Annotated in this window: 22 protein-coding genes and 1 tRNA gene; 11 read left to right on the forward strand and 12 right to left on the reverse strand. The window is 46.3% G+C overall.

What is annotated here, in order from left to right; translation table 11 throughout:
- Window positions 1-3: 3 nt before the first annotated feature.
- The 5 genes from QUA78_RS09780 to QUA78_RS09800 form a co-directional block, all read right to left on the reverse strand.
- Entirely contained in the window at window positions 4-1,392 is a 1,389-nt protein-coding gene (locus QUA78_RS09780) for a cytochrome P450 (RefSeq protein WP_333300062.1), read from the reverse strand.
- 76 nt (window positions 1,393-1,468) lie between these two features.
- Window positions 1,469-2,011 (reverse strand): MAPEG family protein, encoded by a 543-nt coding sequence (locus QUA78_RS09785; RefSeq protein ID WP_333300061.1) that lies wholly within the window; start codon window positions 2,009-2,011, stop codon window positions 1,469-1,471.
- Between the two features lie 22 nt (window positions 2,012-2,033).
- Window positions 2,034-2,528 (reverse strand): GNAT family N-acetyltransferase, encoded by a 495-nt coding sequence (locus tag QUA78_RS09790; RefSeq protein WP_333300060.1) that lies wholly within the window; start codon window positions 2,526-2,528, stop codon window positions 2,034-2,036.
- 92 nt (window positions 2,529-2,620) lie between these two features.
- Window positions 2,621-3,217 (reverse strand): tRNA isopentenyl-2-thiomethyl-A-37 hydroxylase MiaE, encoded by a 597-nt coding sequence (locus QUA78_RS09795; protein WP_333300059.1) that lies wholly within the window; start codon window positions 3,215-3,217, stop codon window positions 2,621-2,623.
- A gap of 209 nt (window positions 3,218-3,426) precedes the next feature.
- Entirely contained in the window at window positions 3,427-5,616 is a 2,190-nt protein-coding gene (locus QUA78_RS09800; protein WP_333300058.1) for a tetratricopeptide repeat protein, read from the reverse strand.
- 99 nt (window positions 5,617-5,715) lie between these two features.
- Between QUA78_RS09800 and QUA78_RS09805 the strand changes: the two genes are divergently transcribed.
- The 6 genes from QUA78_RS09805 (at window position 5,716) to QUA78_RS09830 (ending at window position 17,827) form a co-directional block, all read left to right on the forward strand.
- Window positions 5,716-6,381 (forward strand): glycosyl hydrolase 108 family protein, encoded by a 666-nt coding sequence (locus QUA78_RS09805; protein WP_333300065.1) that lies wholly within the window; start codon window positions 5,716-5,718, stop codon window positions 6,379-6,381.
- A 470-nt stretch (window positions 6,382-6,851) separates the two neighbouring features.
- The gene (locus QUA78_RS09810) at window positions 6,852-7,985 is read left to right on the forward strand and encodes a serine/threonine-protein kinase (RefSeq protein ID WP_333300057.1); all 1,134 of its coding nucleotides are present in this window, start codon (window positions 6,852-6,854) and stop codon (window positions 7,983-7,985) included.
- A 660-nt stretch (window positions 7,986-8,645) separates the two neighbouring features.
- The gene (locus QUA78_RS09815) at window positions 8,646-12,158 is read left to right on the forward strand and encodes a PAS domain S-box protein (protein ID WP_333300056.1); all 3,513 of its coding nucleotides are present in this window, start codon (window positions 8,646-8,648) and stop codon (window positions 12,156-12,158) included.
- A 250-nt stretch (window positions 12,159-12,408) separates the two neighbouring features.
- Window positions 12,409-13,680, forward strand: a complete 1,272-nt coding sequence (locus QUA78_RS09820; protein ID WP_333300055.1) for an FAD-dependent hydroxylase — start codon at window positions 12,409-12,411, stop codon at window positions 13,678-13,680.
- A 338-nt stretch (window positions 13,681-14,018) separates the two neighbouring features.
- Window positions 14,019-14,696, forward strand: a complete 678-nt coding sequence (locus QUA78_RS09825) for a DNA-binding response regulator (RefSeq protein ID WP_333300054.1) — start codon at window positions 14,019-14,021, stop codon at window positions 14,694-14,696.
- 80 nt (window positions 14,697-14,776) lie between these two features.
- Window positions 14,777-17,827: a CHAT domain-containing protein gene (locus tag QUA78_RS09830; protein WP_333300053.1), complete on the forward strand. Its 3,051-nt coding sequence runs from the start codon at window positions 14,777-14,779 to the stop codon at window positions 17,825-17,827.
- On the opposite strand, the gene QUA78_RS09835 is transcribed toward QUA78_RS09830, so the two are convergent.
- The 5 genes from QUA78_RS09835 to QUA78_RS09855 all read right to left on the reverse strand — a co-directional run bounded on the left by QUA78_RS09835 (window position 17,824) and on the right by QUA78_RS09855 (window position 19,472).
- On the reverse strand, window positions 17,824-18,204 hold the full coding sequence (locus QUA78_RS09835) for a hypothetical protein (protein WP_333300052.1): 381 nt from the start codon (window positions 18,202-18,204) through the stop codon (window positions 17,824-17,826). The two genes, QUA78_RS09830 and QUA78_RS09835, sit on opposite strands and share 4 nt — an antisense overlap.
- Window positions 18,205-18,315: 111 nt before the next feature.
- A complete protein-coding gene (locus QUA78_RS09840) occupies window positions 18,316-18,567 on the reverse strand; it encodes a DUF5615 family PIN-like protein (protein WP_333300051.1) in 252 nt (83 codons plus the stop codon).
- On the reverse strand, window positions 18,560-18,958 hold the full coding sequence (locus QUA78_RS09845; protein ID WP_333300050.1) for a DUF433 domain-containing protein: 399 nt from the start codon (window positions 18,956-18,958) through the stop codon (window positions 18,560-18,562). The genes QUA78_RS09840 and QUA78_RS09845 overlap by 8 nt, the downstream gene beginning before the upstream one ends.
- A gap of 37 nt (window positions 18,959-18,995) precedes the next feature.
- Window positions 18,996-19,208, reverse strand: coding sequence for a helix-turn-helix domain-containing protein (locus tag QUA78_RS09850; protein WP_006634859.1), 213 nt, complete (start codon window positions 19,206-19,208; stop codon window positions 18,996-18,998).
- Window positions 19,209-19,388: 180 nt separating this feature from the next.
- Window positions 19,389-19,472: transfer RNA gene (locus tag QUA78_RS09855), tRNA-Leu, on the reverse strand.
- A gap of 228 nt (window positions 19,473-19,700) precedes the next feature.
- Here QUA78_RS09855 and accC point away from each other — a divergent pair.
- Window positions 19,701-21,053 carry an acetyl-CoA carboxylase biotin carboxylase subunit gene (gene accC, locus QUA78_RS09860; protein ID WP_333300049.1) on the forward strand — a complete coding sequence of 451 codons (1,353 nt, stop codon included), beginning with the start codon at window positions 19,701-19,703 and terminating at the stop codon, window positions 21,051-21,053.
- A 126-nt stretch (window positions 21,054-21,179) separates the two neighbouring features.
- On the opposite strand, the gene QUA78_RS09865 is transcribed toward accC, so the two are convergent.
- Complete coding sequence (locus QUA78_RS09865; protein ID WP_015176974.1) at window positions 21,180-21,464, reverse strand: YggT family protein; 285 nt, start codon at window positions 21,462-21,464, stop codon at window positions 21,180-21,182.
- A gap of 124 nt (window positions 21,465-21,588) precedes the next feature.
- On the opposite strand from QUA78_RS09865, the gene psbX reads away from it, so the two are divergent.
- On the forward strand, window positions 21,589-21,708 hold the full coding sequence (gene psbX, locus QUA78_RS09870) for a photosystem II reaction center X protein (protein WP_172191671.1): 120 nt from the start codon (window positions 21,589-21,591) through the stop codon (window positions 21,706-21,708).
- A gap of 44 nt (window positions 21,709-21,752) precedes the next feature.
- On the opposite strand, the gene QUA78_RS09875 is transcribed toward psbX, so the two are convergent.
- Window positions 21,753-21,914 carry a hypothetical protein gene (locus QUA78_RS09875; RefSeq protein WP_333300048.1) on the reverse strand — a complete coding sequence of 54 codons (162 nt, stop codon included), beginning with the start codon at window positions 21,912-21,914 and terminating at the stop codon, window positions 21,753-21,755.
- Window positions 21,915-21,988: 74 nt separating this feature from the next.
- On the opposite strand from QUA78_RS09875, the gene QUA78_RS09880 reads away from it, so the two are divergent.
- The 3 genes from QUA78_RS09880 to QUA78_RS09890 all read left to right on the forward strand — a co-directional run bounded on the left by QUA78_RS09880 (window position 21,989) and on the right by QUA78_RS09890 (window position 25,763).
- Window positions 21,989-22,798 carry a Ycf66 family protein gene (locus QUA78_RS09880; RefSeq protein WP_333300047.1) on the forward strand — a complete coding sequence of 270 codons (810 nt, stop codon included), beginning with the start codon at window positions 21,989-21,991 and terminating at the stop codon, window positions 22,796-22,798.
- 282 nt (window positions 22,799-23,080) lie between these two features.
- Window positions 23,081-24,205 (forward strand): redoxin domain-containing protein, encoded by a 1,125-nt coding sequence (locus QUA78_RS09885; protein ID WP_333300046.1) that lies wholly within the window; start codon window positions 23,081-23,083, stop codon window positions 24,203-24,205.
- A 109-nt stretch (window positions 24,206-24,314) separates the two neighbouring features.
- Window positions 24,315-25,763, forward strand: a complete 1,449-nt coding sequence (locus QUA78_RS09890) for a trypsin-like peptidase domain-containing protein (protein WP_333300045.1) — start codon at window positions 24,315-24,317, stop codon at window positions 25,761-25,763.
- The last annotated feature ends 146 nt before the right edge of the window (window positions 25,764-25,909 follow it).

Here is a 25,909-nt window from a genome sequence, read left to right on the forward strand (position 1 = left end):
GATTCAAATCCGGCTCTTTACCACAAAACGCACACCGCCAGCGGGTGCCATTGTAAAACTGCGGTGTACCGGCAAAACCGGACGATTTTCTGCAAGTTCTAAAGAGTACAGTGACAGCACTTTCGCCAATACTAACTTCATTTCAAACATTGCAAATGCCGTGCCAATACAGCGGCGGTTCCCTCCCCCAAACGGCAAATATTCGTAAGGCGAAAATTGCCTTTCTAGAAAACGTTCTGGTTTAAAGCGCTTAGGTTCCGGGTAAATATCCGGTCGGTGGTGAACCAAATAAATGCAGGTAGAAAGTATTATTCCTTTCGGTAATTCGTAACCCATTAACTGCATCGGAGCTTGCAGAAGGCGCGGAAATGCAAAAAATAGGATCGGATAAATCCGCAGCGTTTCGCAACAAACAGCATTCAAATACGGGAGTTTACTTATTTCCGCCGGCTCGCAATTTTTGACATCAAGAGAATTGAGTTCTTGCAGCAGTTTTTCACGGACTTCTGGGATGTAGTGAATCCAATACAAAGCCCAGGCTAAAGCTGTGGCTGTAGTTTCGTGTCCTGCGAATAAGATTGTCATTAATTCATCCCGCAATTCAACGTCGCTCATCGGCTCTCCTGCTTCGTCACGAGCGCAATTTAACAAGCTCAGGATGTCTTCGCCCAATGGTTCAGACTGACTTTTGCGTTCGCGAATTTCTTGATAAAGCAGTTCATCTAAACGCTGTCTTTGTCGCAGAAATCCTCCCCAAGGACTCCAAGCACCTAAATCTTTTTGGAACGACTTGATAAACAAAAAGGTAGCGCTTAATGGATTGCTAAACAGGCTGAACATATTAATAATTAGTTGCTGAATTTGCTGGTAGCGTTCTCCTTCGCTCAGCCCGAAAACCGTGTGCAAAATTACTTCCAAAGAAATTTCCTGCATAGTTGATTGCGCGATTACCGAGTTACCAGGAGTCCAATTATTAATTACTTTTTCGGTTGTATCGCGGATGATTTGTCCGTAAGCTTTCATGCGTTCACCGTGAAAAGGTGGCATGAAAAGTTTGCGCTGCTGCAAATGTCGAGCGCCATCTAATAAAAATAACGAATTCGATCCTACTAATGGTAGCCCTATCTGATTTACAGTACCGGATTTAAATAGTTGGGAATCGGCTGTAAAAATTTCTTGAATAGCTTGAGGATTGCTGATAACTACTTGCAAGGGAAAGTTGCTGAATTTGCTGGTAAAAATGTCGCCGTAGCGTTGATAATTATTATCTAAATAATACAGAGGATTTAAAATTCCCCGCACGGTCTGAACAAATCTAGGGTCTTTAGGGCCGTTTAGCAATTTGTTGGTAGCATGATTTTGAGATTGAGAGTTTTCTGTGGGGATAGTCATTTGTTTTTCTCCTAGTTTTAGGGTTTCACAGGACTAATGAAAGCATAAGTCTTATTTCAAAAAACTCTCAATTCCCTCAGCTATTGAAAAATAGTACGCGGTAGGCATCATAAATTAGTACGGCAATAGTAGGATACAGAGTAACTCCCAGGCCAAAAGCTCGTTCAATCGGCTCTTTGAGATAGCCTATCCAAAACGCTATTCTTCCCAAAACAAACAAAGTTGCCAAAATTGGAATCAGCTTGATGCTGTAAGTATCTAAAAAGGTAGAAAGGATTAAACTGCCTACAAAAAACAGCACAAATTGCTCTAGAGTGTTGCTCAGATAACGCAAATTAATCCGCATTGCTTCTGATTCGGCATTCGCTAAAGGGTTGATGGCTGGGCTGCTAAATCTACCATTACCAACTGCAACTATGCCGGCAAATAACATCAGTACCGGAAAAATTTGGCAGCGAAGGCTGAAAATTAGGCGCGACTCTGGGGTATTTAATAGGGGTAGGGGCAGCGCTATCAAAAAATAACCAATCAGTACAAAAGTAAGGCAGAAGATTAAGGCAGAAATGCCTCGCCAAACAACTCTTTGCTGTTGTGGATTGAAACTGAGTAAATTAATCATTGTTTACAGAAAGCAAACCTTATTATAGCTTTTTTATACCTAGAGATTTTACGTAAACCCGATCGCACCTTTGCGTCTCCACACCAGTTGTCGGTAGATATCCGCTATTTTCGTACAGTTTAACAGCTTCTTTGAGAATGCTAGCAGTTTCTATCCAGATTTCATCAAATCCGCAAGCGATAATTTTACTTTCCAATTCTTGCAGTAAAAATTTCCCCAAACCTTGTCCTCTTGCTGCTGGCAAAATATACATTTTGCGAATTTCCACAGCATTATTTCCGCGCTCAATCGGATAGTAAGCGGCTGTACCCACTATTTGATCCTGCCGTTCAACTACCCAAAATTCGCCACCCTTGGCTTGATAGTGCAGTTCTACATCATAGACATCTCGATCTGCCCCGTGAGGTTCGCATTTTAAACCGTACTCTGCTAAAACATCCCGAATTAAATAGAAAGCCTCAGCGCGATCGCGCGTTTCCCAGGAACGAATTAAAAAATCCAGATGTTGGGTTTTCATTTGTGGTTGCAACTTAATATTTATTTGTTGACTTTAGCAACTGTAAACTTACTAATTTTTTTTGTTTGACAGTTTTTAAATGCAGCTAACTTTTAACTGTGAATTCTCGGTTCAGGATGAAGAATTGCCAGTAACTCGCTCTCTACTAATGATAATTCCTCCAGCCTGTCAATCACAAGAGCGCGATCGAAATAAGTTGTTGCCAAAATCCAATATACACCGTAATGGCGCGCTTCCGAAGCCATCAAACTGCGGTAAAACTTAGCCAATTCCGCGTCGGGACAGCGATCGCCCAGCAGCCCCAACCGTTCGTGACTGCGTGCTTCTATCAAACCAGAAACCAACAAAGAATCCAAAAGTCTCTCCGGTTCCTGCTTGCGAATTTGACCGGACAAACCAGCACCGTAGGGAGGTGCGGCCAAAGGGCCTAAAGCAATGCTGCGCTGTTCTAACCGCTGGTTGACTTGCTCGAAATGCTCTAATTCTTCGCGGGCGATCGCCGTTAGCATCCTCACCAATTTTTCCCGTGCTGGGTAGCGAAACATTAAATTTAACGCTACTCCCGCCGCTTTCCGCTCGCAGTGAGAATGGTCTAATAAGATTGTATCCAAATTGGCGATCGCCTGTTCTATCCAAGCTTCCGAAGTCGGCTGTTTTAAAAACTTAATAGTTGGTAGTGTTGAAGTCATACCATTTGAGATTTGAGATTTGAGATGAGGAATGATATCGTTGACCTTTGCATCGGAACTATAGGCAACCGAGGACACGGCAATGCCGTTTCCCTACCCCAAAATAATCCATCTTCCTTGATAAAAAATGTAACCATCGCCAGATTAATTGTAGGGACACGGCAATGCCGTTTCCGGCGCGGGGACTAGGACACGGCATTGCCGTGTCCCTACTTTTTAAAATTGATTTTACACAATTTTTCAAACACCGCATACATATCTCCAGCAAACTTTTTCGGATTCCACAGCGGCGACAAATTGGCTCCATCTTTAGATTTCACCAACTGTGCTTTAATTGCGTTTCTCAATTCAGGCTCTTTACCGAATTTTACACCCAAATCCACATATTCCGACCAAGACCAAGCCACACCAGCTTCAATTCCCAAAGCCTGCAAAAACGAATAACCCATTCTCGACAAAAACTGCTCTCCTGTGCGAGTCACCACCGGCAAATTAAACCACAAAGCCTCTAAAGTGTGAGTTCCTCCGTTGTAAGGATAAGAATCTAACAAAACATCGGCCAGCAAATAGATAATTCTGTGTTCTTCCTCAGTAGCAAACCTCGGCAAAAACTTAATTCGGTGCCGGCCGACTCCTTCTGCTTCGCAAGCTTGGTGATACGCACCCTCAAACACGGCAGCATCGCCTAAAGCTTTGTGAATTAAGATACTGTTAGGCACTTCTTTGAGAATCGCAATTTGTGCTTTCACCAACTCGCGATTAAATTTTCTGCCGGGAGCGACGCACAGGTAAACTATTTGATCCAAACCGATGCGATTCGACTTTCTCAATGCAACCGGATCGACTCCATATCTCTGAAAACCTGACACAGCTACAAAGGAATCTGGCATCCTAATTAGCTGCTCGTCATAATATTTTTCTCGCTCGGCTGGGTGCGAGTGCCAGTCTGTAAGAAAGTAATTTTCCGGCGATACGTAAGGGGCATCAAATCCGAGCCAAGAAACACAAACTGGTGCGGGTCTTTGGTAGAGAATGTCAGCGTGAACAGGTACGCTGAGAGAATCTAAATCGACTAAAACGTCCAATTCATCTTGCTGAATTAGGTCGATAATTTCTGCCGAATTGGCAAGTCCGTTCGGGTACGTTTTCGGAAAAGTCAGTTTTCCAAAACTTTCAAATTGCTGAGTGCGATCGTCAGGCACAATTCTTTCGGAAGCGTACAAATACAAATTGGGTGTGATGTCCGACAATTCGCGAATGATGTCTGCGCTGCACCAACCTACAGAATGTCGGCTGAAGTGATTGGACAAGAAGCCAATTTTTAACTTGCCACCAAAAGCAGTTGGTTTGAAACTGTAATTGGCGGGTTGAGAAAAATTAGGTTTGATACATTGGGCGATATACTTTTGGGAAATTAATCTGTAAAATTTTGAGTTGGCCGCCAAGTCATCTCGCAAATAAGGCGTGCTGAATAATAAGTTTGCATAAAGCGATTTAATTTCTACCGAACTAGCGGTTTCTAAGTTTTGCTGCAAGTACGACTCTAGCTCTAAAAATCGATCGCTCGCAATTTGATTCAATCCCGACACTTGATAGGTGCTGATGAAGTAAATCGCGGTCATAATTGGATCGGTTTCGGCACACATTTGGCTGTATTTATGAACGGCTTGCCGCGCGGCCGCTAAATCGCTAGTATCTCTGAGGATGCCGCATAAATGTTGGTGAGCGGAAATAAAATCGGGTTTAATTTCTAGGGCTTTTTGAAGGTTGGGTATTGCGTCTTTAAATTTGCCTTGGTGGCGCAAAACTATGCCAATTTGACAGTATGCTTCGGCTAAATCGGGTTTGAATGCGATCGCCTGCTGCCATGCAGCCACCGCCTCATCTAACTTCCCTTGCCGTGCTAATTTATCTCCTAAATTTAAGTGAAAATCTACCTGAGCTAGATGGGGATTGAGTTCGAGAGCTTTTTGCTCGTATGCTACCGCTGCATCCGGCTGCCCCTGCTGCTTCAGTGCCCCTGCCAAATTCCAGTAAGCAGCAGCCAAATTTGGTTTGAGTTCGATCGCCTTGGAGTAATTGACAATCGCCTCCACCAAATGCCCTTGTTTGTAGAGCATACTGCCCAAATTAGCATAGGCTTCAGCAAAGTCGGGATTCAGGGCTATCGCCTCAGAATAAAACCGCATCGCTTCCTCAATGTAGCCGCTTGCTTGCTGCACATTCCCCATTGTCACGTAAGCCGCCGCCCAATCCGGTTGCAATTCCAGAGCTCGGCGACAAGCAGCGACGGCTGCTGCTAAATTGCCTTGAGAGTAATACATTTCTGCAACGACTGTCAGCGATGCAGCATCTTCAAATTGGGGTGTTTCGGATTGGTTGCGAAAATCGGAATTCATTTGGCGGCCTATCTGTGCTATCAAGTTAAAGGTTGAATCTATATTATTTTGCAGAGTAGCAGTTTTAGCGGAACTACGGGCGATCGTCACAGAGAATTTATGAGCGACAAGCAAGCGACACAGCGCCAACATAACATTAAGTGGAAACCAAACCTCCTGCTGGGGATACTCTTGTTAACCTTAGCAATCCCCTTGCCCTTTGCCCAAAAGACTCTCGCACAGCAGCAGACAGCGAGCTTTCGGCAGAAAGTATTTCAAACGGCTCTTTATTTCACCCTATATTTTGAGGGTGGATTCAGCAATCACCCCGCAGATAAGGGCGGCAGAACTTATAGGGGGGTGCTGCAAACGGAATACAACGCCTACCGCTACAGTCGTGGGCTTCCGCCCCTCGACGTGACGCAGATGTCGGAAGCAGAGCTCCTAGAAATTTATCAACATTACTGGGATTCGAGCCTCTCGGGCACGATGCAGCCAGCTTTGGCGATCGTCATGTTTGACACCGCCGTTAATTTCGGTATTAATAACTCTATTACCTTTCTCCAGCAAGCGTTAGGATTGCCGCAAACCGGCTTTTTCGATCCGCGCACCAAGGAAGCATTGAAAGCCGCTAACAACAAAAATACGGCGCTGCAAATGATTAACGAACGGATTATTTACCGCTACAAAAGGGTGCAAGAAGATCCGACTCAGATGGCTTTTTTCCGGGGTTGGCTGAGTCGCGATTACAGTTTGTGGGGCTACGTGAACAAGATTAAAAATTAACTGTTAACTGTTAACTGTTACCCATTAACAGTTAATAAGCTGACGCGAATCGAATTTTTACAATCTTGTTTCTTGAAACTATTGTGGGGTGGGCAGGAGAGCCCGCCCGAAATTTAAAATCTCAATACAGAACAGCTTATCATGTCCACTCAAATAACTCTTATAAGTTTGTGGTGATGGCTAGACTCCTCATAAAACTCAGACGATGCACGTCCTCACTACTCCGATCGATATCTTTTTAAATCCCTAAGCTCCTCTGCGCTCAAAATAAGTAAATTTAAATTAACACATTAACGATTTGTCAAGGGAATTAATTTCATAAAAGTCACAATTTTGATTCAGAAAAGTCATATTTATCAAGATATATTTCAGCTCTTTAAAAACCTAGTAAATTTAAAGTAAACGGTCTATAACATAAATATAAAAACCCAGTGTGTAGGTGCTGCACAAGTAACTTAAGCCATGAAACTATGACGGTAGAAGAAGCAATAATTTTTTTAGACAATCTGGTATACGAACAAACGGAAAAACACCTGAGTCGGTTGCAACAGTCGATAATTCGAGGCGTTGTAGGGGGTTTGACGTACCAAGAAATTCAGCAAAACGATCCGATCGCCCGCGGGTACACAGTGGGCTACCTGGGGCGGTATGTCGGCTACAACTTGTGGAAAGATCTCACCAAGGTACTGAAGCAAGCAGAAATTATTGGAGAAGAAGAAAGAGTAGTCGGAGCCAATCTTTGGGACTGCATCATGAGATCTGTACAAAAAGGCACACAACGCGCTAATTCTGTCGATCCGATCTTGCAAAAGCTGCTGCGGATGCGTTACCGAATCAGAGAACATTTGGTCAGTACCGAGTACAACAATACCTATCTGGCTGAAGATGAGAATTTGCCCGATCGACCTTTGTGCCTCGTCAAGCGCCTGAAAAGTCAGTCGGAAAGAACCAGCCAGTTATTCGATCGAGAAACGCGGGTTTTATATCGATTGGGCCAACACGATCGGATACCAGAATTGTTAGCTCGCTTTGAAGAAGATGGATATTTTTATTTAGTCTATCAATTCATCGAAGGGCAACCGCTGTATCAAGAACTAATCGAAGGTCAACCCTGGGAAGAACATCAGGTTATTGCTTTGTTGAAAGATATCTTGGAAGTGCTTGTATTCGTTCACAAACAAGATGTAATTCACCGCGACGTTCACCCTCAAAACTTAATCAGGCGCACATCAGATGGCAAGATTGTATTAATTGACTTTGGGGCAGTTAAAGAAATTAACACCTCGCACAACAGCACCGGTCAAACGCGATCGCGCGGAGGGACTCAGCAAGACTACATCCCTCCCGAACAAGCCATCGGCTCGCCGAAATTTTGCAGCGACATCTATGCTGTCGGGATCATCGGGATTCAAGCCTTGACAGGGATGCAGCCGAAACAACTCAGAGTCGATAATTTAGGCAATCTTATCTGGCAGAAAAATGCAACTGTCACCCCGGAGTTGGCTCGCGTTTTAGACCAGATGGTGCTGTACGCTTTCCCCCAGCGTTACCCGTCAGCAACCGAAGCTTTGCAAGCACTTCAAAACTTGGGAAGCAGTCATTAGTCATTAGTCAGTTCATCAGTCATTAGTCATTAGTTGATGAACAAAACCCAACACGATTGGACGCGAGCATCTGTAGCGACACGGCAATGCCGTGTCCTTACCGGGATCTGGGACTTTTAATAATTGGTATAAGATTGAGGATTCTAGCAAGAGTTTTCAAGCTAATAAATATAAGCAATTTAGTGCATATTGTCAAGTCTTTTAAAGAATAGTTTAGCGTAACTTTTTTGCCGAGCGCATTTCCCACAGATGCTGCTGCCGCTTGACAATGCGAGTGATATTGTTGCCGATAGATTCATCCGCTACCATTACCTTTCGATGGACTGAGTAAAAACACTCAGCAAGGCAGATGAATCCGGCGAGCGCTCATTTCCAAGCAACAAGGCTGAAGGAACAAGGAACAAGGCTGAATGAACAAGGAATTTTTGGTCTTAACTTACAATCAAAAAAAAATCTTGAATTCTGCCGAAAGCCTTCTACATAAGAGCCTTCAACCTTCAGTTGACTATCTCTCTAAAGTTAGATAAAATAATTCATATTTTATGCTTAGCAGTTTTAAGAAAATCTTAAGCAGCTTTGTATAGCGGGCCACAATATACTTATAGTGTTTATTGTTACCTTGGATACGTAGAAGCCCAAATAATTTGAGGGATCGAGAAATTGGAACTTTTTGAACGACCACAACAAGTGCAAAAGCCCTCAACCCCAATTGCTGCTGTCCAGTCTTTTTCCAAAAAAGCTAGTGTTGCAGTAATCGCGATCGGCTGTACAGTCATTTTGGGCTGGATATTCGATGTGCAACTCTTAAAGAGCATTCTGCCGGGACTCGTGACAATGAAAGCCAATACTGCGGTCTGCTTTATTTTAGGAGGCTGTTCTCTGTTCATCCAACAGCGACGGCGGGCCGAATTAACAGCAAGAAAGTATCAAAAAATAACTAATTTTTTAATTTATAGCTGTTCATTTTTTATTATATTAATTAGCCTCTTAACCCTAGTTCAATATAGCTTTAATGTAGACTTAGGCATCGACCAACTGCTATTTAAAGAAAGTTACACCTTGACAAGCCCCGCAACACCCGGACGCATGGCGCCGAATACTGCTGCTGCTTTTTTATTGCTGGGAACAGCCCTGCTGCTGCTGTCAGAACGCCGCCCTAAATACCTGCGGGTTCAAATCTTAAGCTGTTGTGCATTTTTAATTGCATTTATGGGTTTGATAGGCTACATCTACGGCAAAGCTTTATTTTACAGGATTGGCGATAATACAGGCATGGCTTTGCACACGTCCGCAGCATTTATGTTGCTGAGCTTCAGCATTTTATTTACCAGTCCAGAGCGAGGATTCATAGCAGTAATAGCGAGCGATCGCGCGGGTGGCATCATGGCGAGGCGCTTGTTGCCGCAGGCAATTATTATCCCGCCTTTAGTGGGTTATTTCATCCTCTCGGGAGAGCGGTTACAAGCCTATACGCCCGAGGTAGGGATATCGCTGTTAAGCGTATTGAATGTGATTATTTTTACAGTTCTGATTTGGCAGAATGCAAAAACTCTCTGCACCGCCGACCGGAAGCGCTATCGAGCGGAACTGGGACTGATGAAAGCTAAATTAGACTTAGAAACTCAAGTTGAGAAACGGACTCTCCAACTGCAACTAGCCAACGAGCAATTGCAGCAGCAAATTCTCGACAGTCAAACAACAAAGCAGGCGCTTCAAAATAACTACAACCTATTGCTGACAGTCATAAACAGTACGCCAACAGCCCTATTTGTCAAAGATATTCAGGGCCGTTACATGATGCTCAATGCTGCGGGAGCCAGTATCATTGGCAAGTCGGTAGATGAAATTATCGGCAGAGATGACAACCAGTTATTTCCGCCGGAAATTGCGGGCAATATTAGGAAAACCGAGCGCCCAATCATGATAGCGGGAAAAACGCAAGCGATCGAAGAAGAACTGCCAGTTAAAGGTCATTTGCGGACATTTCTTTCAACAAAAAGCGCTTACCGGGACGGGGCAGGAAATATCAGCGGTATAGTTAGCATCGCGCGGGATATTACTGAGCGCAAACAAGCTGAAATCGCCAACAGCAGTCTGGCAGCAATTCTGGAAGCAACGCCGGATTTTGTAGGTATCTGCGACCTCGAAGGACGCGTCGTTTACATCAACAAAGCAGGCAGAAAAATGGTGGGTATAGACGAAAACGAAGATATATCCAACCGACAAGTGGCAGAATTCACGGCAGCGTCAGCCCGCAGCACTTTGAATGAAGCGATCGCCACCGCTGTTTCCGGAGGCTTTTGGAGCGGAGAAACCGCCTTCGTGTCAGCATCGGGACTCGAAATTCCCGTCAGCCAAGTCATCATCTCTCACTCCGCACCGGGCGGCAAACTCCCATACATTTCGACCATCGCCCGCGACATCAGCGATCGCTTCCAAGCTGAAAAAGCGCTGCAACTGTCTCAAGCTCGTTTCGCCGGCATTGTAGAAATTGCCGACGACGCGATTATTTCGGTGGATGCCGAGCAAAATATTATCCTGTTCAACCAAGGTGCAGAACGGATTTTTGGGTGGACGGCTGCTGAGGCGATCGGGCAATCCCTGAACCTGCTGTTGCCCGAAGCTTTTGCCGCCTCTCACCGCCACCTCGTCAGCAATTTCGGCAACAACGTTAAACAAGCCCGAAAAATGGGCAACCGCAAAGAAATTTTCGCCCGCCGCCGAGACGGTACTGAGTTTCCAGCCGAAGCTTCTATTTCCAAACTCGAAGTTGCAGGCGAAATCATATTCACAGCAATTTTGCGCGACGTGACAGCCAGCCGGCAAGCCGAAGAATTTGTGCGTTTGAGCGAGGAAAGATACCGATCCCTGGCAATGGCCACCGCACAGATGGTTTGGACGACAAACGCTAGCGGAGTCCCTGACGGGCCTCAGCGTGATTGGATAGCTTATACGGGCATGAGCTTGGAAGAGAACGACAACTGGACAGAAGCTGTGCACCCAGAAGACCGCGATCGCACATTACAAGCTTGGAAGCGCGCCATAGAAACACAAAGTCTCTACGAAGTCGAGCACCGCTTGCGGGCCGCAGACGGCAGCTACAGACACTTCTGGGTGCGGGGCGTCCCACTTTTGGCAGCAGACGGCAGCGTTCGCGAGTGGGTGGGAACTCACACCGATATTAGCGATCGAGTCCAAGTTTTGGAAGCACTCAAGCAGTCCGAGGGACTGTATCGATCGCAAGCAGCCGAGCTCGAAAAAGCTGTCCGCGAGTTGCACCAAGCTCAAACTCAACTCATCCAAACCGAAAAAATCTCTTCTCTCGGGCAGCTAGTCGCCGGCGTCGCCCACGAAATTAACAATCCCATTAACTTTATCTACGGCAACATCACCCACGCCAGCCAATACGCCACAGACTTGCTCGGTTTGCTCCACCTTTACCAGGAAAAATACCCCAATCCAGTCCCGGAAATAGTAGAAGCAGCCGAAGATATTGAAATCGATTTCTTAATGGAAGACTTTACGAAGATTTTGGAATCAATGAAAGTAGGAGCCGATCGCATCCGCGACTTAGTTGTATCCTTACGCAACTTTTCCAGACTCGACGAATCGCAGATGAAACTCGTTGACATTCACGAAGGAATCGAAAGCACTTTGCTAATTTTGCAGCACCGGATCAAAGCTAATGTAGTTCGTCCGGCTATTGAGATTATCAAAGAATACGGCAAGTTCCCAAAAGTCGAGTGCTATGTAGGTCAGCTCAATCAAGTATTTATGAATCTTTTAGGAAATGCGATCGACGCCCTCGAAGAGTACAACAATCATGCTTCAAACGAAATCGAAATCTCTTTTCAGCCCAAGACAATTCGGATTAGCACGAGTGCGAATTCAGACACAGTAACCATTCGGATTGCCGACAACGGGAGGGGAATCAATCAAGAAGTTATTCACAAGTTATTCGACCCATTTTTTACTACTAAACCCGTCGGCAAAGGCACAGGCTTGGGACTGTCAATCAGCTATCAGATTATAGTTGAAAAACACCGAGGCAAATTGCAGTGTGTTTCCGCGCCCGGGGAAGGTGCAGAGTTTGTCATCGAAATTCCCCTTTGCCAGCAAGTACCGCCCCCAGTCACAGAAAATAATCAATTAGCAGTAGTTGGTACTCATTAATCATTAGTCCAGGAATTGATATCAAATCCGGTGGCATCAGAATTAATATTACCCGAAATCAGGACACGGCAGTGCCGTTTACCAACACCAGATTAATCGTAGGGAAACGGCACTGCCGTGTCCTCTATATCATTCCGGCCCAGCCGGAATTGATATGACATAATCTCTGGCTCAAAACTGCCCTAAATCGAAATAATTCTTTACAATAAAAAAGTAACATTCCAATTAACTTTGACAACCTCCCTTGAAAATGCCTGTAAACGAACTTTCTCCCACAACAGCCTCCACCGAAACACAGACACTCGACTTTGACATAGCCATCGTCGGAGGCGGCATAGTTGGGGCCACCTTAGCCAGCGCCTTAAAAGATTCCGGGTTAAAAATCGCCATAATTGAAACTCAACTCCCCGCAGTCGCAGCAGCCAAAAAACAAGCCTATGCAATCACCCTGCTATCAGGAATGATCTTAGAAGGTATCGGCGTGTGGCAGCAAATCTTGCCGCAAATCACCACCTTCGAGCAAATTAGCCTCTGCGACGGCGACTATCCCGGCGTCGTCGAATTCCACCGCCCGGATTTGGGAAATACTGGCAAATTGCCTGTACCAAAAACAGCTTTAGGTTACGTTGGCGAGCACCGAGTCATGCTGTCAGCTTTGCAAGAATCTTTGGCAAAAAACCCGAATTTTAGTTGGGTTTGTCCGGCGGAAGTTGTCGAGGTAAAATATTTAACCGATTGCGCCGAAATAGAAGTCAAACAAAACGGCGAAACTCGGACAATTCGCACTAAATTATTAGTCGCCGCCGACGGTTCGCGATCGCGCATCCGCACCGAAGCCAACATCAGCACTCGCGGCTGGAAATACTGGCAATCCTGCGTTGCTATCACCATTAAAGCAGAAAAACCGCACAATGATATCGCTTTTGAGCGCTTTTGGCCGAGCGGCCCGATGGGAGTCTTACCATTACCTGGGAACCGCTGTCAAGTAGTTTGGACAGCACCCCACGCGGAAGCGAAAGCTTTGCAGCAAATGGATGAAACAGAGTTTTTGACTTTGTTGGAACAGCGCACGGGCGGGCTTTTAGGGCGTTTGGAATTGGAGAGCGATCGCTTTTTGTTTCCGGTGCAGTTAATGCAGAGCGATCGCTACGTTTTGCCCAGATTAGCACTAATTGGCGACGCAGCCCACTGCTGCCATCCCGTGGGCGGCCAGGGATTAAATATGGGCATTCGAGACGCAGGGGCGATCGGCCAAATCTTGCAGCAAGCGCACCAAAAAGGCGAAGACATCGGCGATTTGCGAGTATTGAAACGGTATCACAACTGGCGCAAAAAAGAGAATTTAATCGTGTTAGGATTTACCGATTTTCTAGACAGATTATTTTCTAATACTTGGCTGCCAATTGTAGCATTTCGCCGCTTTGGATTGTGGTGTTTGCGGACAATTCCCCCAGTAAGGTTTTTAGCCTTGCGCTTGATGACAGGCTTGATGGGGCGGCCGCCAGAATTAGCCAAAAATTAGAAGAAACCGGGTTTTTTCCTATGTTGCTTGCACTCTAGCGGTGTTGCCACAACCGCCAGGGGTTTCAACCCCTGGCTAATAGCGAAAGTCGGTTGAAACCGACTGAAAATTAGAGATAAAAATGAAAAACTCTTTAGTCCTCTTCAGAGGAGTTTTGCTATGAGACAGGGGTTGAAACCCCTGGCGGACTATCGGGCTAACCGAGGTTTCTCGCCACTCGCACCATCAAAGAAACCGGGTTTTTTCCTCAATCTTTGCAATGTTACAAAGTTGGTCGCAAAAACGCGGTACAATGATAGACTCAGCTCGATCCCAGCCCTGACGGTAATAGAAAAACCATGCAGCCCGAACAAGAACAAGAAATTCTCAACCTGCGCGATCGCCAATTAACGCCCAAACAAATTGCCCGAAAGTTAGGATTGAAAGCATCCGAAGTCAGTACCTTTCTCCAATCTCATGCAGAACAAACAGCCCTCGCTAGCGCCGAAAAAGGAGAGTTATTGCCCGTTGCTCAATGTCTCGTGGATGTAAATTTTGCGAAGGTATTGTTGGGGAATGAAACTTCTGAAACGGGCGGCTTGGGTTTAGTGATGGTTACCCGTTCCAAGGGATACAATCGTTTTGTTGCAGCCACTTATTTGATCGACTACTGGTGTTTGGGAGTCAAGGATAGCATTCCGCCACGTAACTGCAACGATAGCCAATATAAAAATTTCGTTCAGCTTTGTTACTCGCAGTTTATGCAAGAGTACGAGGAGATTAGTTTAGAACAAGCACAAGCCCTGGTTTGGGGCGCGATCGCTTATGCCAAAATATTAGGCTTTGAACCGCATCGCGATTTCGAGCAGTCGAAGGCTCATTTAGGAGAATCAACCAGCGAAATAGGCTTGAAATTCGGTCGCAATGGAAAACCTTGTTATATTGAAGGGCCTCACGATAATACAAGGAAAATTATCAATACGCTTAAAAACTCTGTGGGAGAGGGTAATTTTGATTACTTGTTCGGGATGGGGTAGAAATTAATAGGGGGGAGCGTCAACCGCCAAACCACCAATCATGGTAAAATAAACATCGGTGTTACTGACCACTCCCCACAATGGAAGAAACCCGCGCCCAAGCTTATCTGCTATTGCTTGTGACACTCCTGAATTGCCCCAAAGGTGAGAAACAGCAGATTTTACAGGCTAACTTAGAATTGGTAGATTCGGGGTTTCTGCAAGTTTGCGAGGTAGTAGCAGAAAAATTGGCAGAGGAAGGACAGGAAAATCAGGCTAATTATTTACGGAATTTGGCCAGTCAGATAGGGCAATTCTTGGGGATAAATAATGAGGGAGATAGCGATCACTCTGAAATTGAAAATTCACAAGAGTATGAAAACTTTATCCTAGACTTATTGCAAGCAGAAGAAGAGAGCAACAGCGATATTAAAGTAATTTACCCCATGCTGGCAGGGCGGCAACATCTCCTCAATGACCGTTTTGCCGAGATTTTACAGCAAGTGACCCGGAAATTAATTGCCGAACATCCCGAAGCAAGTGAATCTATTCTCGCCCTCATTGGAAACTTGAGTAATCATATTAGTAAGTTGCCGCTGGGGAAAAAAGCGAATAATCTTGAAATTGCCATTACTGGTTATCAAATACTTTTAAATAATTCGGAACCGGGAAGCGAAAAATGGGCAAGGACGCAAAATAATCTGGCAGTAGCCTACACTTACAGAATCAGGGGAGAGAAAGCTCAGAATATCGAACTGGCGATCGCATCTTGCACTGCTGCATTAACCGTCTATACCCGCGATGCCTTTCCCGAAGATTGGGCTATGACGCAAAATAATCTGGCAATTGCCTACAGTAACAGAATCAGGGAAGAAAAAGCAGAGAATATCGAACTGGCGATCGAATATTTCACTGCTGCATTAACCGTCCTCACCCCCGATGCCTTTCCCGAAGATTGGGCAAGGACGCAAAATAATCTGGCAAATGCCTACAGTGACAGAATCACGGGAGAGAAAGCTCAGAATATCGAAGTTGCGATCGCATCTTTCACTGCTGCATTAACCGTCTACACCCGCGATGCCTTTCCCGAAAAATGGGCTATGACGCAAAATAATCTGGCAGTAGCCTACACTTACAGAATCAGGGGAGAGAAAGCTCAGAATATCGAACGGGCGATCGCATCTTACAACAAGGCATTAGAAGTACGCACCCGCGATGCCTTTCCCCAAAATTGGGCAACGACGCAAAATAATCTGGCGGCTGCCTACTGTAACAGAATCAGGGGAGAGAAAGCAGAGAATATCGAACTGGCGATCGCACTTTATCACAAGGCTTTAAGTATTAGCACTCGCGAGGCTTTCCCACAAGAACATACAGAGACTTTATCTAATTTAGGTAATTTTCACCGAAGTAACCAGCAATGGCAACTCGCTTATGATACCTATGCCCGAGCGATTGAAACAGTAGAATTTTTACGGGGCGAGATTCAATCTGGGGATGAAACCAAACAGAAATTAGCCGAAGAATGGAATCAACTCTATCTGGGCATGGTAGAAGTTTGCATCGAACTGCAACGCGACACCGAAGCTGTGGAATATGCCGAACGCAGCAAAGCCCGCAACCTTGTAGAACTCTTTGCCAACCGTGGCATCAAACCTAAAGGCAATATCCCCGAAACTGTTCTCAACGAATTGTCGCGCCTCGGTCGAGAAATTGAGGCCGAACAGCGACAACTGGAAATCGAACAGACAAACCGTAACAGTAATGGTGGCAGAATATTGGGAGAACGCAGCCTCAAAATCGACAGCCTAACCACTAGCCGCGATTCTACTCATCTCACCAAACTGCGTAAACAACTCGATGAATTGATTGCTCATGAAATTACACCAATCGATCCTGATTTTAGCCTAACCCAAAAAGTTAAGCCCATCCTATACAAAGACATTCAAACTCTGACAGGTGAAAACACCGCTATTCTTGAGTGGTACATCATAGGCGATAAATTTCTAACTTTCATCATCACCCCGCAATCCCCAACACCAATAATCTGCCAATCTTCAACAGCAGACTTTGAAGCCTTAATAAATTGGGATAACGAGTATCAAAAAGACTACAAAGAGAGAAAAACCCAATGGAAGCAAAAACTAGCCTCCCGCCTCCAAAACCTAGCTGAGATTTTGCATCTTTATGAGATTTTAAAGAATATTCCGAAACCGTGCGATCGACTGATTTTAATTCCCCATCGCTTCCTGCATCTTTTCCCCCTTCATGCGTTGCCAATCTCCCACCAAAGGGATTTTGAAAGCGGATGCACCGATGAAATCGATTCTTCTATCACTGTATCCCTGTCCAAATCCGAATCGTGCCTTCTCGACTTATTCCCTGGTGGAGTCAGCTATGCCCCCAGTTGCCAACTGCTGCAACAGGCGAAACAGCGACAACGCCCTCATTTCTCTCACCTATTTGCTATTGCCAATCCTACCAAAGACCGCTACTTACTTGAACTGCAAGCCGCTAACATCCGTGACAAATTCAAGTCTAATGATTTCTTGGCAAAAGATGATGCTAATAAGAACGCAATTCTAAAGGCGAAACTCAGCTTTGCCAACTGCGCCCATTTCGGTTGTCACGGCAAGTTCGAGCCTGACTCGCCTTTGGAATCATCCCTGGTATTCGCCAATAAAGAACGTTTGACACTGTTGGAAATCTTTAATCTTGACCTAAATCAATGTCGTCTTGTCACTCTCTCCGCCTGCGAAACTGGATTGACAGAATCCAGAACCAGCGATGAATATATTGGCTTACCTTTCGGATTTCTCTTAGCAGGTAGCCCTAGTATGGTCAGTACCCTTTGGAAAGTGGATGAACTCGCCAGCACTTTGTTACTGATTCGATTCTATGAAAACCTAGAAACTCTATCAACGGTTACTGCTCTCAATGAGGCACAACAATGGCTGCGGAATCTGACCTCAGAGGGGCTTGAAGGATTATTAAAATGCCTCAAACCGCAAATCGATCAAACATTTAAACTGTTGCCCAAAAAAGAACGCACACGCTTTATTAATGCTCCTCTGGATGGCGCACTGAACCGCAAGCCGTTTCCTTTTGCTGAACCTCATTACTGGGCTGGCTTCACTGCGATCGGCGTTTAGCAATCCTGACAAAAATTGTCCAAATTTTTCCTGCTTATGTAAATAAGTACCAGTGTTAATGGTACTCCTTGGTAAACGCCAACAGTTATTAGCCAACCCAATGCAAAAGCAAAACCTTGACTCAATACGTCTTTAAAGGCTGGCGTACAAATATGAGGACGTAATTTATCGGCTAATTTTTGTAACCAGCTAGGCTCATTTGGGTTTCTTGCATCTAGATCGTTGTCTAATTCTCCTGACTTAATTGCTAAGGTTTCGGCTGCATATTCTAAATCGCCTTCACACTCTTCAAGTACATCAAGCTCTTTTAGAGCATCGGGATATTCTTGTAATTGGGAACGATACTGTTCAATTTCTGGTTGGGTAACGGTAATCATTGGGATAATGGCGATTAAATAAATGAGTAATTCTTATTTTGCCATAATTATTGTACTTCTTTTGTGTAGAAACCCGGCGCTTGAAACCGCGGCTACACAAACAAAGAAACTTCATCTTTGAGTGGCCAAAATGATGCCACCATGTTCGGGATAACGCTGAGCTAAAACCTGAAAATCCCGGATATTAAACGTAAAAATACACCGCCATCGCGCTGTTGCTTCTAGCAATTGAGCCTTATCGCTAGCATCTAAAGCCATCCACTCAGTCGGTGTCCGAGTGACATCGTGACTGCGAGATAAAAGGGCGGCTTGCAAAGCTTTAATAGAGGTATCGGCATCTAGATGCAATAGCGGTTTAGACATTAGCAGCTTCGATAATTTGCTCAGCGGAAATAGATGCGTCTATTTCTTGATGGTGAGCCGCATAAAAAGCGAGAACTTCGTTCACTTGATCTCCACTTAAGTCATACTCAGTGGCAATTTCCTTTGGAGAAAAACCCCATTTCTGCGCTGCTATGACTACTGTTTGCACCCGCAACCGAGTGCCGCGCAAAACGGGAACGAGTTCGCCGCTAGCGCCGCGCACATAGGTAATTTCAGGAAAAGCCGGATCGTCATTCCGCTGGTTGAGGGTAGCGACTTTTTCGGCTACAGCCCAGAGGATAAACTGATCGAACGAAATGCCTTGGAGTGTTGCCAATTTTTCAGCTTCTTGCTGTAACTGAACGGGTAAGTTTAAGGCGTAGGATGTCATCGATCTAACTTCCGTTTGCTAATATAATTTCATCGGTTCATTCTTTAACAACTTCCATCAACTCCTCAATCAGAACATCGAGCGTGCGAGCTATCTTTTGAATGGATGTGATATCAACCGTTGCTAGTCCTTCCGAACGAGCATAGTGCCTGACTGTGCTGTACGGAACCTCCGATCGATCGGCAACATCCTTTAGCGTCCATCCTTTTTCGTCAGCCAACTCTCGGATTCGGAACCTAACTAACCCCATTCTACTTGACAAAGGATAAGTATCTATGTTTTTAATTCAAACACAATTGTCGATCGACAGTTAAACAGTATTTTGTATGGTGCGGATCTGTCAGAAGTTCGATCGCACTGCCCACCCACCCATCAAATAAAAAACAACTGCCGACAGCCAAAACCGTCAACAGTTGTTTTATACATTCAATGCGGATGGCGAGACTCGAACTCGCAAGGACATATTGCCACACGCACCTCAAGCGTGCGCGTATACCAATTCCGCCACATCCGCTCTTTCTAGCACTCTCTGGGATTTTTGCGTTACCAGTTAAAGATTCACAGGTTGAGGTTCCTGACATTTAACTTGTGACTTGCCCTTTGAGACCGCCGATTTACAATCATAGCACCACTACCAGCAAAATGTAAAATAAATTTTTGTGAACAATTTCTGGAAAACGATTATCCAGAACATACCGAAAGGCATTATTGTACAGAATATTGAGTGAATTAAGCAGCGAAGATGGGGTTCTCGAAAATTTTAATCGCTAATCGGGGAGAAATAGCTCTCCGCATATTGCGGACCTGCGAGGAAATGGGGATTGCCACGGTCGCCGTACACTCCACCGTAGATAAACACGCCTTGCACGTCCAGTTGGCAGACGAAGCCGTTTGCATCGGCCCCCCCACCAGCAGCAAAAGCTATTTAAACATCCCCAACATCATCGCGGCTGCCCTGACGCGCAACGCAGCAGCCATTCACCCCGGTTACGGCTTCCTCGCCGAAAACGCCCGATTTGCCGAAATCTGCGCCGACCATCAAATTACCTTCATCGGCCCTTCTCCGGCAGCAATGCGGGCCATGGGCGACAAATCCACCGCCAAAGAAACGATGCAGCGAGTGAAAGTCCCCACAGTTCCCGGTAGCGAGGGATTGCTGGCCGACGATCGCGAAGCTTTGTCGATCGCCCGCGACATCGGCTATCCCGTGATGATCAAAGCCACCGCCGGCGGTGGAGGCCGTGGCATGAGGCTAGTTAGAGAACCCTCGGAACTCCCCAAACTATTCTCAGCAGCCCAAGGCGAAGCCGACGCAGCCTTCGGCAACCCCGGACTTTACCTCGAAAAATTCATCGAAAAACCCCGGCACATCGAAATCCAAATCCTCGCCGACAACTACGGTAACGTCATCCACCTCGGCGAGAGAGATTGTTCGATTCAGCGCCGACACCAGAAACTCCTCGAAGAAGCCCCCAGCCCAGCCCTCAGCCAGAAACTGCGAGATCAAATGGGTCACGCGGCCATTGCCGCTGCCAAATCCATCAACTACACGGGTGCGGGCACTGTCGAATTTCTGCTTGACAAATCGGGCAAATTCTACTTCATGGAAATGAACACTCGCATCCAAGTAGAACATCCCGTCACCGAGATGATTACAGGCCTCGACTTGATTGCCGAACAAATCCGCATCGCCCAAGGCGAAAAACTGCAAATCAAGCAAAACCAAGTAATTCTCAACGGCCACGCCATCGAGTGTCGCATCAATGCCGAAGACCCCGATCGCAATTTCCGACCTCACCCCGGCAGAATCAGCGGTTATTTGCCTCCCGGCGGCCCGGGTGTGCGGATGGACTCTCACGTTTACACCGATTACGAAATACCCGCTTACTACGATTCTTTAATCGGTAAATTGATAGTCTGGGGGCGCGATCGACCTTCAGCGATCCGGCGCATGAAACGGGCATTGCGCGAATGCGCCATCACTGGCGTCCCCACAACTCTGGGCTTCCACCAAAAAATCCTCGATAGCCCCGAATTTCTCAACGGCGAGGTTTACACCAATTTCGTCGAACAGTTCATGAACAATAGTCAGTAGTCAGTTGGCAGTTGGCAGTTGGCAGTTGGCAGTTGGCAGTTGGCAGTTGGTGGCAACTAATCCATACCCGATGCCCGATGCCCGATGCCCGATGCCCGATGCCCGATGCCCCATGCCCGCTGACTCTTACATCATCATCGTCAGTAGCCCTTGCTGACCGAGAATCATTTCTCGCAGCAAGCTACAGATCCCCACCCAAATAATCGGCGTAATGTCCACCCCGCCGATCGGCGGTACAATCTTTCTAGTTACGGCTAAAAAAGGTTCCGTCGGCCAAGCAATCAGACTCAACGGCAACTTGCTCAGGTTCACTTCCGGATACCAAGTCAGAACGATCCGAAAAATAAAGAGCAAAGTCATCAGCACTAGGACAGAGCCCAGAATCCAACTTGCAACGGTAATACCAGTCATGGGTCTTATCTCGAAATCTTAAGTTTTGTTAAGTCAGACGTTCATAATTTTAACCGTTTCACAGGTGCGATCGAAAGTATAAAATTAATAAAAATCAAATTGTTGTAACAAAGGCTTTGAATCTATGACTCCTTCTCTCGCGAACTTTTTGTACAGCCTGCTGGTCGGCGTGGCGGTAGTAGTGATTCCAGCAACGGTCGCCCTGATCTTCATCAGCCAAAAAGACAAAATCAAGCGCACCTAAAAAGTCCGCAGGTCTTTAAGTCCGGCGTGAAAGTCAATTTTCGGCTACACGTCGGGCATTTTCCCAATCTGAGAAACCTCGGCTACCAGCAACTGTGAAGGCAAAACCTTCAGTTGACTGCCAAGCTGAGGTTTTTTCCCGTTAAACTCATTATTATACTCACTTCCCAAGCTGAAACCCTGACCGGACGCTGCCCCTGAAAGCACAGTCGGACTGGCAGACTTAATAATAGATGTAAAATCTAACTCGCTAACATAGGAAAGACATAGGAGATAGGCTAATGGTCAATTTAGGATTGAACTGGAGCAGCCTGTTAGGGATAATCCTAGCAGTAGCAGGGGCAGGACTGTATTTTCTGCGATCGTGGCGTCCCAAACTAGCCCGAGACCACGATATTTTTTTTGCAGCAGTCGGCTTGCTGTGCGGCGGTATTCTGTTATTTCAAGGGTGGCGGCTTGACCCAATTCTGGCATTCGGTCAATTTCTACTCAGCGGTACCGCCATATTTTTTGCAGCAGAAAGCATCAAGCTGCGAGGAGCGACCACAGCCCAAGCCAAAACTCGCGCCCAATACGTAGATGAAGAGCGACCGGTCAGCAACGCCTACGGTTACGACGGCTACGATTCCGAAATCGAGCAGCTAGAACCAGAGGAAGACTACCCGCAGCGTCCCCGGATCAGAGGCAGCCAAGACAACCGTTCCTCCCGCGAAAGCTACGACGACGAACCCCGCCGCCGTCCATCCAATCGCAACGGCAGCGTTAACACCTCCAAGCCCGAGTCGCCCGATCGATCGTCGCGCAAACGTCCCTCTCGCCCAGAAGCCTCCCCTGCCCAAGAGTCTGACAACTGGGACGTTTCAGACAACCCCGAAGAAAAACCGACCCGCAGCCGCAGCAGTCGCCCCCCTGCTTCGGAAAACCGCAGTTCCGATACGCCGCCGAGAACCAAAAAACCCCGTCCTACGGAAGCATCCAGGTCTCGCCCCAGCAACCGCGACGTGGAAGCACCGCCGTCTGATTACGTGGAGTATCGACCTGTAGAATACCCGGAAGACCAACCGGATAATTCCCCCAATTTCGACAAATAGGCAAACATAAGTAGGTGGGTGAAACTCAACATTTATCCCCCAGCTCCGGCTTGGGACACCGCAGAACTCTAAGTTGCGTTTATTGATACCCATCTACTTATTATCAGATATTAGACTTATTAAAAAAACTGTAAATTGGGAGTGTGAAACCGCAGACCAACGCAGATATACACAGATAAAAGCTAATTTTTTTGTAAAAAACGATCTTAACATAGCGAACCTGTGGAACTAATCGAGAGCATAATAATCTAAATATAAAATCCTCAATCTAAAATCAGCAAGATGCCATTACTCGAAATAGGAGATCCGGCTCCCTGGTTTTCCATTCCTTCTACAAATAACCCCTTATTTCATTTCTCGACGGTTGGCGGCCGGCGAGTCGTGCTGTTTTTCTTTGGCAGCGCAGCTTTTGAACAAATTCAAGTTATCCTCAAAAGCTTTCAAGAGCGATCGGAGGAATTCCAAAGCTTGCAAGTAGCGCGGTTCGGAGTGAGCGTTGACCCAGCAGACAAAGAACAAAACAGACCGACAACAATTGCTCCGTCATTCCTCTTTTTCTGGGACTTGGATAAAACAGTCAGCCAGCAGTACGGTGTTTCCCAAGATGTTGAACAAAATGGAGTTGGCGGAGTTCACTATGCACCCCAAACTTTTGTGATCAACGAAAACCTTCAGATAATTAATATATTGCCGATGGGCGAACCGCACCAACACGCCCAGCAAGTATTAGATTTTTTCAAAACTTTGCCCCCAATTGAGGAAGCCCGAGCCGCCACTCGCCACGCCCCGGTGTTAGTAATTCCTAACGTTTTGGACAAAAAGTTTTGCCGTACTTTGATCGATATGTACAAAGCTAATGGTGGCAGTCCCTCGGGCTTTATGAGGCAAATAGAGGGGAAAACCGTTGGCCTGCACGACGACACTTTCAAAAAGCGCCGAGATTTCTTTATTAAAGACGAGGATTTCCGGCGAGAATTAAATGCGATTATTTTGCGCCGGGTGCGGCCGGAAATAGAGAAAGCTTTTCAGTTTACAATTACCAGGTTTGAACGGTATTTGATAGGTTGTTACGATGCCCAGAGTGGCGGTTATTTTCTGCCGCACCGCGACAACACTAGCAAAGCTACGCTGCACCGCAGGTTTGCGATGACGCTAAACTTGAATGTGGGAGAGTACACGGGGGGATTTTTACGGTTTCCAGAGTACGCGCCGCACGGTTATAAAGGCGATTCTGGCACGGCGATTATTTTTTCGTGTTCTTTGCTGCATGAAGCGACTTCCGTGATTAGCGGTCAGCGTTTTGCTTTGCTGTCATTTTTTTACGGTGATGAGGAGGCTGAGGTGCGGAAAGCTAATTTCAAGTATCTTGCTGCTGACTCAGATTCCCGAATTGGAGAACCGGCGTGAGGAAGGTCACTACCGTTGTGCAAGTCCTAAAATAATTACAGAGGGTAGTTAGCATTTAGCAACAAAACCTAATTCCTAGCTACCGATCGCTAAATAATAATCGATCGCCATGAATTTCAAACTTCTAAGTTTAGCAGTATCGGGAATTTTAACGGTTGGGCTAACAGCCAGCGCCAGTGCGGTTGTTACGACATCCCCTGTACGGCAATCAACAGATTTAACGGAATTTAACTCGGTGCATTCCCAGGGTGCGATCGCCCAAAATGTCGATGAACAAACCAATATTCGGGTCTACGAAAAAGCTAGCCCTGCGGTTGTTAGCGTCGATACCGGTAAATCTAACGGTAGCGGTACAATTATCAGCCCTGACGGCATGGTGTTAACGAACGCCCACGTTGTTGCGGCCGGCGGTACCGTGAATATAATCCTGTCAGACGGCAGAAAGCTTGTGGCCGATGTCGTCGGATTCGGCGAAGAAGGTCTAGACTTAGCGGTGGTTAAGATTCGCGGTCAAAACAATTTGCCGACCATTCCTTTAGCCCGTCCCGGTTCGGTGAAAGTCGGGCAACAAGCATTTGCGATCGGCAATCCATTCGGTCAATTTCAAGGTACTTTTACAGTCGGAATCGTCAGCCGCATCGACCTTTCTCGGGGCTTAATTCAAACCGACGCCGCCATCAATCCCGGCAATTCTGGAGGGCCGCTGCTCAACAGTTCAGGAGAATTAATCGGCGTCAATACTTCTATTTTTACTCGCGGTCGGGGCGGTGGCAGTATCGGTATCGGTTTTGCAATTTCAGCAGACAAAGTACCCGCTTTCCTGACAGCGGTACGAGAAGGGCGAGCTCCCCGCGTGGCTCAAACCCGATCGCCCTTTGGCAACAAATCACCTGAAAAACTCGCGTTAAACGGGCCCGCCGTCAGTGGTAAACTCACCAACCAGTCTAGCGTTCTGCCCACCGACAACAGCTTTTTTGACCTCTACTCGTTTGAGGGAAAAGCGGGCCAGCAAATCACAATAGAAATGAAAAGTCAAGAGATTGACCCTTATTTAATATTGCTCGGACCAAACCAGCGCGAAATCGCTCAAGACGATGACGGAGCAGGCAGTAAAGACGCCAGAATTACAGTTCGGCTGCCAGCAGACGGCACTTACACGTTAGTGGCCAATTCCTACGAAGCTAGGCAGTCGGGGGCTTATACGTTAGAACTGAAAGCGAGTGCTCCTACCGGCACTTCTCGGGCAATTTTGCAAGAAGAAGCTGCTTTAGTCGCAGGCGGTCCGGTATTGCCGTCTGACAACAGTCTGTATCGCGAGTATACTTTTGAAGGTCGATCGGGTCAGTCTGTAGCCATTTCCCTCGAAAGTACAGATTTCGATCCCTATGTGGCTATCTTTGGCCCTAACGGCCGATTAGTGGCAGAAAATGACGACGCAAGCGATGCGACTAAAAATGCGTTTCTGAGCGTTACTTTGCCCGCTACGGGTCGCTATCGCGTAATTGTCAATGCTTACGATGCTTCCGGCCGGGGCCGTTACACTCTAACTGTCCGTTGAAAATTGGTAATGGGGAATTGGTAATGGGGAATTGGTAATGGGGAATTGGTAATGGGGAATTGGTAATTGGTCGAATTATTTTTCTTCCTTCTTCTTCTTTCTTCTTCCTTCCTTGTTGCTTCCTTCCTTTTTCCTTCTTCCTCCTT

Origin of the sequence: Microcoleus sp. K4-B3 (assembly GCF_036704615.1) — a bacterium.
GTDB lineage: Bacteria > Cyanobacteriota > Cyanobacteriia > Cyanobacteriales > Microcoleaceae > Microcoleus.